Raw genomic sequence first — 15,153 nt, forward strand, 5'->3', positions numbered from 1 at the left:
GGTCCTGGCGCGAGCCATTGCCAGGCGCGTCGCGACCTGCGCCTGATGGTCGCCGAACATCCGTCGCCGAGGCGCTGAATGGACACCTTCTTCCTGTTCCTGCTGGTCGGCGTCCTGGCTCAGGCGGTCGACGGCGCTCTGGGCATGGCCTACGGCGTCATCTCCTCCTCGGTGCTGCTGGCGCTGGGCGTGCCCCCGGCCACGGCCTCGGCCAGCGTCCACGCCGCCGAGGTCTTCACCACCGCCGCCTCGGCTGGAAGCCACGCCTGGCACCGGAATGTCGAGTGGCGGCTGCTGGCGCCCCTGGCCGTGGCGGGCGTGATCGGCGGGGTTCTGGGCGCCTATGTTCTGACCGGATTGGAGGCGGCGGTGATCAAGCCCTTCGTCGTCGGCTATCTGGCGCTGGTCGGCGTATGGATTCTGTGGCGCGCCGGACATGACGTCCGCCCGCGCCATCTGCCCGCCTAGGTTACGGCGCCGCTGGGCCTGGTCGGCGGCTTTCTGGACGCCGTGGGCGGGGGCGGCTGGGGGCCGACCGTCTCGTCGACCATGGTCGGCGCCGGGCATGAGCCGCGCAAGGCGATCGGCACGGTGAACACGGCCGAATTCTTCCTGACCGTCGCCATCTCGGCCACCTTCGTCTGGGCCCTGGTCACCGGCCACTGGGAAGAGGCCGGCGCGCTTCAGAACCACGCGGCGGCCGTCGGCGGCCTGGTGGTCGGCGGCCTGATCGCCGCTCCCTTCGCCGGCCTGATCGTCAAGAAGGTGCCGCGCAAGGCCCTGGCCTATGCGGTCGGCGTCCTGCTGCTGATCCTGGCCGCCTTCCAGGCTGTCCAGCTGCTGAAGCTGATCGGCTGAACCCCGCCTAGCGCGGGAAGGTGTCGACGAAGCTGGGACGTCGCTCCAGCGCCGACTGCATGGCGACCAGGTTCGGGCGGCCCGTCTTCCAGTCATAGTCCGGATGGCGGAAGCCGATCCAGGTGACGGCGATCCCGGCCGTCAGGACGCCCATGTCCAACGCCTCGGCGTCCGGCGCGGCGGCCTCCAGCGCGTCCAGGGCGCGGCCCATGTTGACCGTCCAGCGCTCGATCCAGGACGACGAGCGCTCCTGCTCGGGCCGACGCTTCTCCAGCACCAGCTTGACCCCCATCTCCAGCGCGGCGTTGGCCAGGGTCTCCAGCCGTTTGACTCTCAGGCGCTCCGCTCCTTCGGTCGGCAGGAGGCGCGGTCCGGACCCGAGCGCGTCCAGATATTCGGCGATGACCGGGCTGTCGGTCAGCGGCCGGCCGTCCTCGGCGATCAGGGTCGGGACCTGCACCACGGGATTGGTCGACAGAAGCTCGGGCGCATTGGCGTAGGGATCGACGACGATCTCTTCGATCCGGTCCGCCAGCCCCTTCTCCCGAGCGACGATGCGGACCTTGCGCGCGAAGGGCGAGGGGGTGGTGATGTAGAGCTTCATCGTCATTCCGCCGTCTTGTCGGCCGCCGGAGGCGCCACGCAGCGCTTGTCGCGGAACAGGGCCCATTCCTCGCACTGGCGGCCGTCCTCGAAGATGCAGACGCCGTATTCGCCGCCCTGGGCGTCGCGACGGATTTCCGACCGGCCGCCCTCCTGTCCGCAATGGACCGAGGCGGGATTGGCCATGCCGACGGCCTGGGGCGACGAAGGCTCGGCCTCCTTCGGCGGAGCGCAGGCGGCCATCGTCAGCAGCGCTCCCGCCAGGATCAGGCGCGTCAGTCCTGTTCTCATACTCATCAGCGTCTTGCCTCCTTCGTTACGGCGGGGCCGTAGAACAGAGCGTTGAACAGCAGTCGCGACGACGCCCGCGCCTGGGCGCGGTTCACCACATCGGGACCCAGAATGATGACCCGGCCCTGGCCGTGCTCCAGGTCCAGCACGGCGTCGGCGCCCGACAGCCGTTCCGGACCGATGGCCCAGCCGCTGGAGACGGCGACCTGTTGCGGATAGCGCACCAGGCCGGCCCCTTCGCCCGCATGGCGGAAGCCCGTGTTGCGGTTGAAGAAGACGTTCATCTGGCGCGGGGCGCCGAAGGTCAGGGGGCGGCTGTTGTCGACCTCGGTCTTCAGCACCGCGCCGGGGATGAAGAAGTCGGTCGAGGCCAGGGGCTTGCCGTCGGCCCCCGTCAACACGTCCTGCACCGGCGCGCCCATGGCGGCGGCCAGGCGGTGGGCCGAGCCGATGGTGACGACGCTGCCGCCCGCCCGCGCGAAGGCGTCCAGCTGGGGCACGGTCGTCTCGGCGGTGATGTGGCCCAGCCAGCCGCGGTATTCGGCGGGGATGCTCTCGGGCGCCGGCTGCGGGCGCTGGGCGGCGGCGGACAGGTCGGCCGGGATCATGTCCGAGGCGAAGACCAGGACGTCGAAATCCTTGTTCAGGTCCCCGGCGTCGAGGCGCTGCGGATAGACCACCTCGAACGGATACTCGAACTGCTCCAGCATCCACTTGGTCCAGCCCGAGGCCATGGAGCCGCCGTAGCGATCGACCAGGCCGATGCGCAGCGGCTTCAGGGCGATCTGCTCGCCGCCCGGCGCGCGGGCGACCGCGTGGGCGTTCAGGCCCAGGTCGCGCACGGCCGCCTCGACGATCGGGCGGGCCTTGTCGTCGGCCGGAATCCACAGGGCGCCGGGCGGCAGGGTCGCGCGACCCGCCCGGGTTTCGCCCTCCTGCCAGTAGACGGGCAGACCCGCCGCCAGCAGGCGGTTGGTCAGGATGTAGCCGTTGACGGGCGCATGATCGATCAGCCAGCCCGCCCGGCCCGATCCCTCGATCCGGCCCGGCGGCGGGGCCATGACGTCGGCGACGCGTTCGGTCGGCGCCTCGAAGCCGTCCAGGATGCGGTCGAACTGCACGCCCATCTGCATGGCCAGGGTGTAGCCCGTGGCGTCATAGGGCAGTTTGGGCGGGCCGCCCGGATACTGCAGGTCGTGCGGGTGGTCCTGCGGCTCGAACATGTCCAGGACGTGCGGGCGATAGGCCTGGGCCGTCTTCACCACATAGGAGCCCGCCGGATAGGTCTTGCCGTCCACGGTGAAGGCCTGGGTGGCGCGATCCACATCCACGCCGGTCTTGATCAGGCTGTTGAGGAAGGCGACGGCGGTGGGCAGGTCGGCCTGGTCCGCCGGGATGACATAGCCGCGCGGGTCGCGCCGGGCCGGGTCGCGCAGCACGCTGTCATAGAGCGCCGGATCAGCCCCCTGGCGGGCGTCCGAAGGGCCGGCGACGGCCTGAAGGGCCTCGACGCTCGCAGGCGTGACGCGCCAGGTGTCGGCATTGCCCTTGTCGATGGCGTTCTGGCCCATGCGCCAGATGTTGAACAGCACCCGATCCTTGTTGCGCGAGGCGTAGTTCAGCACCGCCCGGTTGATCGATTGCGAATATTCGATCGACTGGGCGAAACGCCAGGTCTGGGGCGCGATCGGCATGGGCAGGTCGTTGCGCGGCAGCTGGTTGTCCGGGATCAGGCGGATCTGGCTGGGGGTCGGATGGCCGGTGATCTCGGTCAGCAGGCCGACCGCGTTGTGGAAGTAGGTGACGGAGCGCTCCATCCCGTTGTTCCACGTCGAATAGTTGGCCCCGCTGCGCATGGTCGAGCCGGGCTTGCCCTCCTCGATCAGGCGGCTGTGCATGGCGGCCCCGACCTCGGACAGGGTGCTCATGACCAGGGGATCGTAGTTGTAGTTGAAGGGGTCGCGGAACGGCGGCATGAAGACCACGGTCCCCGCCGGCGCCGTCTGGTGGTGGTTGTAGATGATCTGTGGGAACCACTCGCGGAAGAACTGCCGGTTGACGTTGGTCGTCTCGGTCATGGCCGACAGGTAGTAGTCGCGGTTGTTATCGTGGCCGACGTACTTCTGATACAGTACCGGGATGCTGTCGTACTCGCGCTTCAGCGGGTCCGCGTTGCGCATGTACCAGGTCGAGACCAGCTCCCACCCGTCCGGGTTCATCGGCGCGAACAGGATGACCACGTCGTCCAGGATGCGCTTGGCCTCGGCGTCCTCGGCGGTCAGCCATTCATACAGGGCGGCGATCAGGGCCTGGGGCGGCACCGTCTCGGTGGAGTGCAGGCCGCCGTCGATCCACACCACGGCCTTGCCCTCGGCGGCCAGGGCGCGGGCCTCGTCCTCGCTGATCCCCTCGGCCTTGGCCAGGCGCCGCGCGATCTCCTGATAGCGGTCGATGTTCGCCAGGTTCTGCGGCGAGGAGACGACCGAGAGATATTGCGTCCGCCCTTCGGAGGACTTGCCGATCTCCAGCAGCTTCATCCGGTCCGACTGGCCGGCCAGGGTGTGCAGATAGCGCTCGAACTGGGTGTAGGTGATCAGATGATAGTCCGCCCCGACCTCATGGCCGAACGCCTCCAGCGGGGTGGTGAGGGTGCGGGCGGGGGCGGCCGTGGCCGCGACCGGGGCCGGCGAGGCGGCGGCTTCAAGCGCCAGGACGCTGGTCGAAGAGAGGGCCAGGACGGCCAGCCCGGCGGCCAGTCGGCGTGCGGGAGCAAGGGCGGGTCGGGACATGAAGACTCCTGATGCGTTCACTCGGCGAGCCTTCTGCGAGGCCTGATTTGCAGCTTGGCGTTTTCGAGCCGCAGACGCAATTTGCCTTCAACCGTTTTCGAGCGCCGCACGGGCGCAATTTTCTTCGCGGTTTCGGGCGATGAGGGCGAGATCGCCCCTTTTCCGAATCTTCTTCTGGAGACGGCGAATTTTCCGATTTCGATCGGAAAACCCTTCGCTTTTCGATCGAAATTCGACGGCCAATCCCTGACCGGCGCGCCTAGACCTCGAGGAGTTCGTTGGAGGTCGGGGGATTTTCGTTTATTCGCTGCCTCCTCCTTTTGGGCGGGTGGGGATCCTCCATCGGTTTGTAACTGGGGTCCGGCGGCGCCGGGCCTGCAAAGCTGGACGACTTTTGTATGAAACGTTTGTTCGCCTACTTCATCGTCGGGGCGATGATATTGGGGGTCCTGACGGGCTGGGGCCTCAATCATTTTCTCACGGCTGACCAGGCCTCGGCCGCGGCCTCTAATCTCAACGTGGTGACGGATGTCTTCCTGCGGCTGATCAAGATGATCATCGCGCCGCTGGTGTTCACGACCCTGGTGGCGGGCATCGCCCATATGGAGGACGCCGCCTCGGTGGGGCGGATCGGCGTGAAGACCATGACCTGGTTCATCGGCGCTTCGGTCGTGTCGCTGGTGCTGGGCCTGGTGATGGTGCAACTGCTGCATCCGGGCTCGGGCATGCATCTGCCGGAAGCGGTTGCGGCGACGGCCCCGGCGGCCTCGACCGACGCCTTCTCCCTGCATGGCTTCATCGCTCACCTGGTGCCGACGTCGATCTTCGACGCCATGGCCAGGAACGAGATCCTGCAGATCGTCGTCTTCTCCGTCTTCGTCGGCACGGCGGTCGCGGCCCTCGACGACAAGGCGCCGGCGGTGCTGCATCTGGTCGAGCAGGCCGCCTCCATCATGCTGAAGGTGACCGAGTTCGTGATGAGGCTGGCGCCCTTCGCCATCTTCGCCGCCCTGGCCTCGACCATCGCCACCCAGGGCCTCGAGATGCTGGGCACCTACGCCAAGTTCGTCTTCGGCTTCTACGGCTCCATGGGCGTGCTGTGGTTCCTGCTGTTCCTGGCCGGCGCCGTGGTGCTGGGCAAGCGGGTCGTTCCGCTGTTCCGGGCCATCCGCACCCCGACCCTGCTGGCCTTCTCGACGGCCAGTTCGGAGGCCGCCTATCCCCGCATCCTGGAGGCCCTGCCCAAGGTGGGGGTGCGTCGTCGCATCGTCAGCTTCGTCCTGCCGCTGGGCTATTCGTTCAATCTCGACGGGTCGATGCTCTACTGCACCTTCGGGACCATGTTCATCATGCAGGCCCACGGCGTGCATCTCAGCGTGTCGCAGCAGATCTTCATGCTGCTGCTGCTGATGGTGACGTCCAAGGGCATCGCCGGAGTGCCGCGCGCCTCCCTGGTGGTGATCATGGCGACCCTGACCTACTTCGGCCTGCCCGAGGCGTGGATCGCCATCGTCCTGGGCGTCGACCACCTGCTCGACATGGGGCGCTCGGCCACCAACGTCGTCGGCAACTCGGTCGCGGCGGCCGTGGTCGCCAAGTGGGAGGGCGAACTGGACGACATGCCCGTCGATGGGGCCGACGGGACGGAGCAACCGGCCGTCGCCTGAGGACCTCTTCGACATTCAGATGGAAGCGGCGGCCTGCGAAGGCCGCCGTTTTCAATTGCGATCCAGCCTTGCGGCCAGCGTCCGCGTTCACAGATCGCGCCCATATGTGTCGAAAATTGCGCCAATCGCCGCGAAAGCTTGGCTGTAGAATGCGAAATCCGACCCATTTGGCGCAATAGGAGTGCGCCGCCTGTGGATATGTGTTAAGAATTCATGAGTGCTCAGGCGTTGTCTTCAAAACGCGGCCGGCTTCCCTGCGAGGCCGTGCGCTAGTCCTGGAGCGTTGGCGTTGGAACAAGCTGTGTGGGAGAGCCGGGCGGGACGCCGGGCTTTGGAGGGGCCGCTGTTCGCCCCGGATCGAAGATTGAATCCTGACCGTCGCCGACGGCCCTGGTCGGCGCCGTCCGATGACGCCGAAGGTCAGCGGAATCGCGCTCTGGCCGCCTGGATCGATCATGAGACGCGGGCGCGTCTGCTGGTCACGCGGGCGCTGGAGGTGGCGTGGATGAATGAGGCGGCCCGCATGCTTCAGGCGGACGACGACCTGTTCAAGGTCGAGGGCGGTCGGTTGGCGACCCGCTCCCGCGCCCTGCCTCGTCTGATGTCGCAAGCGCGCGCGGATGAGGCGCGATGCCTGACCGCGCCGGGTTCGGACGGCCGGACCTGGGTGCTGTGGGCGCGCGAGGTGGCCTCGGCGCCGAACTGCCTGATCGGCCTGACCGTGCAGTGCGTCGGCGGGGCTGTCCGTTTCCAGGCCCTGATCGAGACCCACCTGCTGTCGCCCTCCGAAGGGCGGATCGTGGAGATGCTGCTGGCGGGGCATGAGACCGGCCGCATCGCCCAGATCATGGACGTCTCGCTTGAGACCGTGCGCTCCCATCTCAAGCGGGCCTATCAGAAGATGGGCGTGCGCAGCCGGGGCGAACTGTTCGCCCAGGCCCTGGCCTTCGTCGTGCCCTGAACGAGGGGGCTTAGGGCGCGGTCGGCGCCGTCAGCGGAGCTGCTCCGCCTTCGACCGGCGCGGAGGTTGCGGCCGGAGCTTCGACCGTCTTGTCGAACAGCAACGGCCCCATGGCGAAGGCCGCGACGGCGGCGCCCGCCGACAGCGCCAGCACGGCCACGATCCCATAGGCGATCAGCGAACGCGACCGACGACGGCGAAAACCGCCCGGCCGCACGTTGCGCACCAGCACATAGGGGCGGTTCGTGAAGGCTTCGGAGCCGATGATGTTGTGCTGGGACAAGAAGACGCTCCCGACTTTCCTTGAACGGAGCGGCTCACAGAGCGGCTTCTTGGGGCCAAAGGATGGCGAACGCCGGTCAAACGACGACGGCCGCGCGAGGAACGCGGCCGTCGAAAAAGGCTCAGCTAACGGCTCAGTTTATGGCTAGGCTAACGGCTCAGTCGGGGCGGGTTTCAGCCGCCGAGCGTCACATTGACGGCCCGGCCGCCGCGCGTCTGGACCCGGCGCATCAACACCATGACGTCGTCGTCGGCCTTGACCGGGGCGATCAGGAACCAGCTTCCGTCCGGCAGGTTCGAGAAGCGGAAGCCGCCCTCGGCGCACGGCTCGGCCCGCTCGAAGGACCGGTAGTCCGCGCCCTGTTCGCCCGCCGAACGCGCGCGCACCACGGCGGCCGGGACGGCGGCGCGGTCCGAGGCGCCGTACAGGCGATCGATCCGGGCGCGGGTGTAGCGGGTGTCCGGGATCAGGCCGACGTTGCCGGCGCACTGGAAGGCGCGGCCGTCCTGGACGAAGGCCACGCGGCCCTCGATCGAGGCCTGACCCGCACGAGCGGACCAGGCGAAGTCGTCGGCGTTGAAGACGGCCGGTCCGACGGCCGCGCCGCCCATGGGCGTGGTGGCGCAGGCGGACAGGGCCAGCCCGCCGAGGGCGACGGCGACAAGGCTCTTGAAGGGGACGGGCGAGCGCGAGGAGGTGGTCATGGGGGCGGCTCCCGGTTTCAGTTCAGGCGTCGACCCGGCATGACCTTGGGGGACGGGGCGAGTCAAGGTTGCTCGCCGTCTCGTGCTGCTCCACAAGAGGACCGTAGACCGGACGAAAGAGGCCGGCCGCAAACAAAATCAGGGACTTCATGACCGTCACCATCGACGACATCCGCGCGGCGCAAAAACGCATCGCCGGCCAGGTCGACCGCACGCCCGTCCGCTATTCCCGCCGCCTGTCGCAACTGACCGGCGCCGAGATCTGGATCAAGTTCGACAATCTGCACTTCACCGGCAGCTTCAAGGAGCGCGGCGCCCTGAATCGGCTGCTGCAGCTGACGCCGGACGAGAAGAAGCGCGGCGTCGTCGCCGCCTCGGCGGGCAACCACGCCCAAGCCCTAGCCTATCACGGCGGCCGTCTGGGCGTGCCCGTGACCATCGTCATGCCCGAGGGCACCCCCTTCGTGAAGGTGGACGGCACCCGGGCCCACGGCGCCAATGTCGTCATCCACGGCCTCGACTTCTCCGGCTCGACCGAGGAGGCCAGGCGGCTTCAGGCCGAGCACGGCTATGTCTTCGTCTCGGCCTTCGACGACGAGGGCATCGTCGCCGGGCAGGGGGTCTGCGGCCTGGAGTTTCTGGAGGACGCGCCGGACCTCGACGCCCTGATCATCCCCATCGGCGGCGGCGGACTGATCGCCGGCAGCGCCATCGCCGCCAAGGCGGTCAAGCCGGACATCAAGATCTTCGGCGTCGAGGCGGCGCGCTATCCGTCCTTCACCGCACGCCGTCGTGGCGAACCGGCCCAATGCAGCGGCCAGACCATCGCCGAGGGCATCGCCATCAAGGCCGTGGGGGAAATCCCCTTCGCTCTTGCTGATGCGCTGATCGACGAGGTCTTCGTCTGCGAGGAGGCCGATTTCGAAAAGGGCGTGGCCCTGCTGGCGACGCTGGAGAAGACGGTGGCCGAGGGCGCCGGCGCCGGCGGTCTGGCCGCCATCCTGGCCAATCCCGAGCGTTTCAAGGGCATGAAGATCGGCGTCGAACTGACCGGCGGCAACATCGACGCCCGGATGCTGGCGGTGGTGCTGAACCGCGAAATGGTCCGCGAAAAGCGGTTGATCGTCTATCGCATCCTGGGCGATGACCGTCCCGGCATGCTGTCGGCGATGGCCGCCGTCATCGGCGGTCTGGGCGGCAACATCATCGACGTGGTGCACAACCGGCTGGCGCTGGACGTGCCCGCCAAGGGGGCCGAGTTCGACATCATGGTCGAGACCCGCGACTCCCGTCATGCCGAGGAAATCGGCGCCGCCTTGAAGGACCAGGGTTATGAACTTCGCATGGGCTAAGCGCCCCCTCGGCGCCGCCCTGGCCGCGTCCGCCCTTCTGGCCCTGGCCGCCTGCGGCCGCCCGTCCGCCGCGCCCGAAGACCTGGCCAAGAACGCCGCCGAATCCGCCGCCTTCATGAAGCAGAACGCGACGGAGGAGGGGGTCCAGACCCTGCCTTCCGGTCTGCAGTACAAGGTCGTGGCTTCCGGCCCGGCGGGCGGCGTCAGCCCGGATCGCAACGATCTGGTCAAGGTCGACTATGAAGGCACGCTGACCGACGGCACGGTGTTCGACAGTTCGTTCAAGCGGGGCGCGCCCGCCGTCTTCTCGCCCGAGGGCGTGGTGCCCGGCTGGACCGAGGCCCTGCAGATGATGAAGCCCGGCGACGAGTGGATTCTCTTCCTGCCGCCGGAACTGGGCTACGGCGAACAAGGCGGTCCGCCGATGATCCCAGGCAACGCCGTGCTGGTGTTCCGGTTGAAGCTGCTGGACGTGGCCCCGGTGCCCGGCGGCGGCCGCGGCGTAGGCCAGGCGAGCGTCTAATCCCTTCTCCCCTTGTGGGAGAAGGTGGCTCGCGAAGCGAGACGGATGAGGGGTGGCGTCGCGGCGGCTTGAAGGTGTGGTCGGGTGCCGCCCTTCACTTCTGAATGTCGCGCCTACACCCCTCATCCGAGCGCCTCCGGCGCCCACCTTCTCCCTCAAGGGGAGAAGGACCACTCCTGTCTGACCTCTTCGTCCGCCTCATCCGCCAGCCGCCCGGCGCGCTCGGCCTCGAACCTCTCCGGCGATAGCTGCGACAGCGCCCAGACCGCCGCCCCGCGCACCACGGGCGCCGGGTCGTCCAGCAGCCGCTCGACCGCTTCGATCAACGCCGGCTCGCTCGAGTTCCCCGCCGCATACAGCACGTTGCGAATGAACCGATCCCGCCCGATCCGCTTGATCGGGCTCTTGGTGAACAGGGCGCGGAAGGCGGGGTCGTCCAGCGCCAGCAGGTCCGCCAGCGGGGGCGACTTCAGCGCGTCGCGCGCGTGCAGCCGCGCCTCCGACGCGCCCTGCGCGAACTTGTTCCAGGGGCAGGCGGCCAGACAGTCGTCGCAGCCGTAGATGCGGTTGCCCGTCGCGGCGCGGAACTCGCGCGGCCAGGCGCCCGCGTATTCGATGGTCAGATAGGACAGGCACCGCCGGGCGTCGATCTGAAACGGCGCCGGAAAGGCCTGCGTCGGACAGGCGTCGAGACAGGCGGTGCAGCGGCCGCAGTGCTCGACCTCGGCCTCGTCCGGCTCGATCTCGGCGGCGGTCAGGATCACGCCCAGGAACAGCCAGTTGCCATGGGTGCGGCTCAGGAGGTTGGTGTGCTTGCCCTGCCAGCCCAGGCCCGCGCGCTGGGCCAGCGGCTTCTCCATCAGGGGGGCGGTGTCGACGAAGACCTTGACCTCCTGGCCCAGCCGCGCGGCGATCTGACCGGCCAGGATCTTCAGCCGCCCCTTGATGACTTCATGATAGTCGTCGCCGCGCGCATAGACGGAGATATAGCCCGCCGAGGCGTCCTCCAGCTCGGGCCGGGGGTCTTCGTCGGGGCCGTAGTTCATGCCCAGGACGATGGCGGTCCGGGCGCTGTCCCACATGGCGGTGGGGTGGGCGCGGCGCTCCAGCGTCGTCTCCATCCAGCCCATGTCGCCGTGGCGGCCCGCATCGACGAAATGGGCCAGCTTCTCGCCCGCGCTCCACGGATCGCCGGCCGAGGCGAAGCGGCACACGCCGAAACCCAGGTCGGCGGCGCGCTGTCGGATGAAGATGCGGGGATCGGCCGCCATGAGGGCGCTTTAGCCCCCGTTGACCTCAGAAGTCGAGGTCGGCGTACCAGGGCGCAGGCTGCACGCCGGGGAAGCGATCGCCGAGAAGAGGGCGGAAACAGGGGCGCGACTTCAGCTTAGAATACCACAGCTTCAGCGACGGCCAGGAGGCCCAGGCGACCTCGCCGAAATAGTCGAGCACGGACAGATGGCCCGCCGCGATCAGATCGGCCTGGCTGAGACGGCGTCCGGCCAGCCATTCGCGCCCGGCCGCCAGAGGCTCCAGCGTCGACAGGTGGCTTTTGAGCGCCTCGCGGCCTTCCCGCAGCATCCGGGCGTCGGGCGACCCCAGCCGCAGCAGGGGCTTCTCCATCCGCTCATGCAGCAGGACGGCGTCGACCTCATCGGTGAAGCGGCGGCTGAACCAGGTGGCCAGGCGGCGCGCCTCGGCGCGCTCAGCCGGATCGGACGGCAGCAGGAAGTCGCCCTTGGTGCGGTCTTCCAGCCAGCCCAGGATGGCGTCCAGTTCGCACAGGACCAGCGGACGGTTCTTCTCCGTCACGGTCAGCACCGGCGGCATTCCCGACGGATTCATCTCGAACAGGGGGCAGTCGTCCTCCCATGGGCGGACGGCTTCTTCGCTATAGGCCGTCTTGGCCTCGCCCAACGCCAGCCGCGCCGTGCGCGACGCGGGATGATAGGCGAAATGATAGAGGACGGCGGGCGTGGACATCGTCCGCCTTCATGCGCCCGCGCGCGTTAAGGCTCCGTTTACCGCGCGCGATTGTCGCAGGCTCAGGACCAGGGGCCCATACGCGACGAGGGCGCGTCCGGCGCGACCGGTTCCGACGCCGTCGGGCGGGCGGGGGCGAAGGCGCCGCCGTGCGGTTCGGCGGCTCCGCGCGGGTCGGCGTGGATCAGGATGTCGGCGTGGGGAAAGGCCTTCAGCACCCGCTTCTCGGCGTCCAGGAGGATGTCGTGCGCGGCCTTGAGGCTGAGCTCGGGGTCCAGGTCGACGTGCATCTGCACCATCAGGGCCTGGCCGGCCATGCGGGTGCGAAGCTGGTGGACGTTGGCGATGCGGGCGTCCTCGGTCACGGCGGCGACGATGGCGGCGCGATCCTCGTCCGAGGCGGCCTGGTCCAGCAGATGGCCGGCGGCGTCCTTCAGCAGGCTGACCGCGCCCCAGGCCAGCCAGACGGCGACCACCAGACCGGCCGCCGCATCCAGTCCCGGCGCCTTCAGGAAGGCGCCCGAGATCACCCCGATCAGCACCACCACATTGGCGGCCAGGTCGGCGGCGTAGTGGGCGCGGTCGCCCGCCACGGCCAGGGAGCCGGTCTTCTTCATCGCCTGGGTCTGCATCCACACTAGGCCCGCCGTGACGGCGATGGACAGGACGACCACCCCGACGGCCCAGCCGCCGGCGGTCACCGGGCGCGGATCGAAGATGCGCTGAGTCGCTTCCCAGCCGATGAAGACGCCGGAGGCCAGCACCATGCCCGACTGCACCAGCGAGGCCAGGCCTTCGGCCTTGCCGTGGCCGTAGCGATGCTCGTCGTCGGGCGGGGCGGCGGCCCAGCGCACGGCGAAGAAGGTCGCCAGCGACGCCACCAGGTCCAGGGCCGAATCCGCCAGGCTGGCCAGGATGGAGACCGAGCCGGACGCCCCCAGGGCGAAGGCCTTCATAATGATCAGCAGGACCGCCGTCGCCACCGACAAGGTGGTGATCCGGCGGGTGGTCTCATGGGCGGCGTCGAGAGGAGAGGCGGACATTTCCTCGCCCTTGTCGCCCAAAACAGCGCCCGCGCCAATGGCGGCGGCGGAGGCGGGGCGCTAAGGAGAGGCGGACGGGAGGCCGCAGGCTGCGGCGCGCCCGACAAAGAGACCGAGCGGAGCATTCATGGCGGACTGGCTGACGGCGATCCTTCTGGGTCTGGTCGAGGGATTGACCGAGTTCATTCCGGTGTCCTCCACCGGTCACCTGCTGCTGCTGGGGCATTTCCTCGGTTTTGAAAGCACCGGCAAGACGTTCGAGATCGTCATCCAGCTGGGCGCTCTGCTGGCCATCATCAGCGTCTATTTCAAGCGGCTGTGGATGCTGGCGACGCGCTGGCCCTTCGACGCGGAGGCGCGGCGCTTCCTGATCGGCCTGCTGGTCGCCTTCCTTCCCGCCGTGGTGATCGGCTTCCTGGCCTATGGCTTCATCAAGACGGTGCTGTTCGAGACGCCGCTGGTGATCTGCATCGCCCTGATCGTCGGCGGGGTGCTGCTGCTGTGGCTGGACCGGATGAACAAGATTCCGACCTATCTGGATGCGGACCGTTATCCGTTCCGAGTCTATTTCCTGATCGGCCTGTTCCAGTGCCTGGCCATGATTCCCGGCGTCTCGCGTTCGGGCGCCACCATCGCCGGCGGCCTGCTGCTGGGCACGGACAAGCGGTCGGCCGCCGAGTTCAGCTTCTTCCTGGCCCTGCCGACCATGGGGGCGGCGGTGGCCTACGACCTGTTCAAGAACCGCAACGTGCTGGACTTCAGCGACGTCGGCCTGATCGCCATCGGCTTCATCGCCGCCTTCATCTCGGCCCTGGCCGTGGTGCGCTTCCTGCTCGACTTCGTGTCCAAGCGCGGCTTCGGCCCCTTCGCCTGGTGGCGGATCGTGGTCGGCGTCGTCGGCATCATCGGCCTGGGCGTGACGGGCGCGCTGTAACGCCGTCGCACAGCGCGCAGCAAAAACCCCTCGGGACGCCGGTCTCGAGGGGTTTTTCTTGAGCCGTCGTTGAGATCAGGCGGCGGGGCTCTCGGCGTACTGGCCGCCGTTGCGGTAGCGCCACAGATAGGCCGGCGCGATGGCTTCCAGGCCTGAGGGCTCGACTCCCAGATCGGCCAGGCCCTTGGCGCCCGGCGTCACGACATTGTCGGTCTCCAGCAGCACGACCTGATCCCTGGTCAGGGCCGGACGCAGGCCGATCATGGCCGGGATCTGGGCCAGGGAGCCGATCAGACGCGCGACCGGGAAGGGCAGGGGCAGCAGGATGTTGCGGCGGTTGGTCTCGCGCAGGATGAACTTCAGGATGTCCTCGAAGGTCCAGACCGACGGGCCGCCCAGCTCATAGGTCTCGCCTTGGGCCTCGGGGGCGACGGTCGCGCGGGCGATCGCCTCGGCGGCGTCGGCGACATAGACCGGCTGGAACTTCGTCTGGCCGCCGCCGATCAGCGGCAGGACCGGCGACCAGGTGGCCATGGCGGCGAAGCGGTTCAGGAACTGGTCGCCCGAGCCGAAGACGATCGACGGGCGCACGACCACGGCGCCGGGGAAGGCGGCGCGCACGGCGGCCTCGGCCTCGCCCTTGGTGCGGGCGTAGTCGGCCTTGCCGTTGGCGTCGGCGCCCAGGGCCGAGATGTGGGTCAGACGCTTGGCGCCCGCCGCCCTGGCCGCCTCGGCGACATTGGCCGCGCCCTCGACGTGCAGGGTCTGGAACTTGCGGCCGCCGGTCTCGAACAGGATGCCGACCAGGTTGATCACGGCGTCGGCGCCGCGCACGGCCTCGGCCACCGCGGCCTTGTCCGTGATGTCGCAGCGCACGACCTGAACCTGGCCGACGTCGCCGGCCATGTGCAGCATGGGCGCGCTCTTGGCGTTGCGCGCGGCGACGCGCACGCGCCAGCCGCGACGGGCCAGGGCGCGCACCACCTGGGTTCCGATGAAGCCCGAGCCTCCGAACACGGTGACCAGACCGGGGGCGAAATCAGCCATCTCAGACGCTCCAACGCCAAGCCCCGGCCGCAACCGACGGCCGGAGACGAAATCCTATGCGCGGGGCTTAACCGAAGCGGCCCCCGCCCGCAACGAGAAGGGGCGGGATTCCGTC

At 68.7% G+C, this 15,153-nt stretch carries 14 protein-coding genes and 1 pseudogene; 6 read left to right on the top strand and 9 right to left on the bottom strand.

What is annotated here, in order from left to right:
- The first annotated feature begins 78 nt into the window (after positions 1 to 78).
- Positions 79 to 858, top strand: a pseudogene (locus tag ACWIDZ_RS13800) (sulfite exporter TauE/SafE family protein).
- A 7-nt stretch (positions 859 to 865) separates the two neighbouring features.
- On the opposite strand, the gene ACWIDZ_RS13805 reads toward ACWIDZ_RS13800, so the two are convergent.
- The 3 genes from ACWIDZ_RS13805 to ACWIDZ_RS13815 are packed head-to-tail and all read right to left on the bottom strand — an operon-like array spanning position 866 to position 4,541.
- Positions 866 to 1,468: a glutathione S-transferase N-terminal domain-containing protein gene (locus ACWIDZ_RS13805; RefSeq protein WP_346486264.1), complete on the bottom strand. Its 603-nt coding sequence runs from the start codon at positions 1,466 to 1,468 to the stop codon at positions 866 to 868.
- Complete coding sequence (locus tag ACWIDZ_RS13810; protein ID WP_291778695.1) at positions 1,465 to 1,758, bottom strand: putative hemolysin; 294 nt, start codon at positions 1,756 to 1,758, stop codon at positions 1,465 to 1,467. Before ACWIDZ_RS13810 ends, ACWIDZ_RS13805 begins: the two co-directional genes overlap by 4 nt.
- The gene (locus ACWIDZ_RS13815; protein ID WP_453989807.1) at positions 1,758 to 4,541 is read right to left on the bottom strand and encodes a M14 family metallopeptidase; all 2,784 of its coding nucleotides are present in this window, start codon (positions 4,539 to 4,541) and stop codon (positions 1,758 to 1,760) included. The genes ACWIDZ_RS13810 and ACWIDZ_RS13815 overlap by 1 nt, the downstream gene beginning before the upstream one ends.
- A gap of 398 nt (positions 4,542 to 4,939) precedes the next feature.
- On the opposite strand from ACWIDZ_RS13815, the gene ACWIDZ_RS13820 reads away from it, so the two are divergent.
- Positions 4,940 to 6,208: a dicarboxylate/amino acid:cation symporter gene (locus ACWIDZ_RS13820; RefSeq protein ID WP_453989805.1), complete on the top strand. Its 1,269-nt coding sequence runs from the start codon at positions 4,940 to 4,942 to the stop codon at positions 6,206 to 6,208.
- A gap of 364 nt (positions 6,209 to 6,572) precedes the next feature.
- Positions 6,573 to 7,169 (top strand): helix-turn-helix transcriptional regulator, encoded by a 597-nt coding sequence (locus tag ACWIDZ_RS13825; RefSeq protein ID WP_343831665.1) that lies wholly within the window; start codon positions 6,573 to 6,575, stop codon positions 7,167 to 7,169.
- Between the two features lie 10 nt (positions 7,170 to 7,179).
- Here ACWIDZ_RS13825 and ACWIDZ_RS13830 read toward each other — a convergent pair whose 3' ends face one another.
- Both ACWIDZ_RS13830 and ACWIDZ_RS13835 read right to left on the bottom strand, forming a co-directional pair.
- Positions 7,180 to 7,452 carry a hypothetical protein gene (locus tag ACWIDZ_RS13830; protein WP_346486258.1) on the bottom strand — a complete coding sequence of 91 codons (273 nt, stop codon included), beginning with the start codon at positions 7,450 to 7,452 and terminating at the stop codon, positions 7,180 to 7,182.
- Positions 7,453 to 7,625: 173 nt separating this feature from the next.
- The gene (locus ACWIDZ_RS13835) at positions 7,626 to 8,156 is read right to left on the bottom strand and encodes a hypothetical protein (protein WP_346486257.1); all 531 of its coding nucleotides are present in this window, start codon (positions 8,154 to 8,156) and stop codon (positions 7,626 to 7,628) included.
- A gap of 149 nt (positions 8,157 to 8,305) precedes the next feature.
- Here ACWIDZ_RS13835 and ACWIDZ_RS13840 point away from each other — a divergent pair, with 149 nt between their 5' ends.
- On the top strand, positions 8,306 to 9,508 hold the full coding sequence (locus tag ACWIDZ_RS13840) for a threonine ammonia-lyase (RefSeq protein ID WP_453989802.1): 1,203 nt from the start codon (positions 8,306 to 8,308) through the stop codon (positions 9,506 to 9,508).
- Positions 9,489 to 10,031 (top strand): FKBP-type peptidyl-prolyl cis-trans isomerase, encoded by a 543-nt coding sequence (locus ACWIDZ_RS13845; RefSeq protein ID WP_346486254.1) that lies wholly within the window; start codon positions 9,489 to 9,491, stop codon positions 10,029 to 10,031. Before ACWIDZ_RS13840 ends, ACWIDZ_RS13845 begins: the two co-directional genes overlap by 20 nt.
- Positions 10,032 to 10,186: 155 nt before the next feature.
- On the opposite strand, the gene queG is transcribed toward ACWIDZ_RS13845, so the two are convergent.
- The 3 genes from queG to ACWIDZ_RS13860 form a co-directional block, all read right to left on the bottom strand.
- On the bottom strand, positions 10,187 to 11,302 hold the full coding sequence (gene queG / locus ACWIDZ_RS13850; RefSeq protein WP_453989800.1) for a tRNA epoxyqueuosine(34) reductase QueG: 1,116 nt from the start codon (positions 11,300 to 11,302) through the stop codon (positions 10,187 to 10,189).
- A 25-nt stretch (positions 11,303 to 11,327) separates the two neighbouring features.
- Positions 11,328 to 12,014: an FtsZ-binding protein FzlA gene (fzlA, locus tag ACWIDZ_RS13855; protein WP_312219418.1), complete on the bottom strand. Its 687-nt coding sequence runs from the start codon at positions 12,012 to 12,014 to the stop codon at positions 11,328 to 11,330.
- Between the two features lie 62 nt (positions 12,015 to 12,076).
- Entirely contained in the window at positions 12,077 to 13,057 is a 981-nt protein-coding gene (locus ACWIDZ_RS13860; protein WP_452112400.1) for a cation diffusion facilitator family transporter, read from the bottom strand.
- A gap of 127 nt (positions 13,058 to 13,184) precedes the next feature.
- Between ACWIDZ_RS13860 and ACWIDZ_RS13865 the strand changes: the two genes are divergently transcribed.
- Positions 13,185 to 13,991 carry an undecaprenyl-diphosphate phosphatase gene (locus ACWIDZ_RS13865; protein ID WP_453989798.1) on the top strand — a complete coding sequence of 269 codons (807 nt, stop codon included), beginning with the start codon at positions 13,185 to 13,187 and terminating at the stop codon, positions 13,989 to 13,991.
- A gap of 75 nt (positions 13,992 to 14,066) precedes the next feature.
- Here ACWIDZ_RS13865 and ACWIDZ_RS13870 read toward each other — a convergent pair whose 3' ends face one another.
- Positions 14,067 to 15,038 (bottom strand): complex I NDUFA9 subunit family protein, encoded by a 972-nt coding sequence (locus ACWIDZ_RS13870; RefSeq protein WP_453989796.1) that lies wholly within the window; start codon positions 15,036 to 15,038, stop codon positions 14,067 to 14,069.
- Positions 15,039 to 15,153 lie beyond the last annotated feature (115 nt).

Source organism: Brevundimonas sp. NPDC055311 (assembly GCF_053645695.1).

Excerpts from the sequence above, each read along its gene's own strand:
- ACWIDZ_RS13820 (WP_453989805.1), top strand. The coding sequence starts at position 4,940 with ATGAAACGTTTGTTCGCCTACTTCATCGTCGGGGCGATGATATTGGGG.
- ACWIDZ_RS13810 (WP_291778695.1), bottom strand. The coding sequence starts at position 1,758 with ATGAGTATGAGAACAGGACTGACGCGCCTGATCCTGGCGGGAGCGCTG.
- ACWIDZ_RS13840 (WP_453989802.1), top strand. The coding sequence starts at position 8,306 with ATGACCGTCACCATCGACGACATCCGCGCGGCGCAAAAACGCATCGCC.
- ACWIDZ_RS13815 (WP_453989807.1), bottom strand. The coding sequence starts at position 4,541 with ATGTCCCGACCCGCCCTTGCTCCCGCACGCCGACTGGCCGCCGGGCTG.
- fzlA (WP_312219418.1), bottom strand. The coding sequence starts at position 12,014 with ATGTCCACGCCCGCCGTCCTCTATCATTTCGCCTATCATCCCGCGTCG.
- queG (WP_453989800.1), bottom strand. The coding sequence starts at position 11,302 with ATGGCGGCCGATCCCCGCATCTTCATCCGACAGCGCGCCGCCGACCTG.
- ACWIDZ_RS13860 (WP_452112400.1), bottom strand. The coding sequence starts at position 13,057 with ATGTCCGCCTCTCCTCTCGACGCCGCCCATGAGACCACCCGCCGGATC.
- ACWIDZ_RS13805 (WP_346486264.1), bottom strand. The coding sequence starts at position 1,468 with ATGACGATGAAGCTCTACATCACCACCCCCTCGCCCTTCGCGCGCAAG.
- ACWIDZ_RS13845 (WP_346486254.1), top strand. The coding sequence starts at position 9,489 with ATGAACTTCGCATGGGCTAAGCGCCCCCTCGGCGCCGCCCTGGCCGCG.
- ACWIDZ_RS13865 (WP_453989798.1), top strand. The coding sequence starts at position 13,185 with ATGGCGGACTGGCTGACGGCGATCCTTCTGGGTCTGGTCGAGGGATTG.
- ACWIDZ_RS13870 (WP_453989796.1), bottom strand. The coding sequence starts at position 15,038 with ATGGCTGATTTCGCCCCCGGTCTGGTCACCGTGTTCGGAGGCTCGGGC.
- ACWIDZ_RS13835 (WP_346486257.1), bottom strand. The coding sequence starts at position 8,156 with ATGACCACCTCCTCGCGCTCGCCCGTCCCCTTCAAGAGCCTTGTCGCC.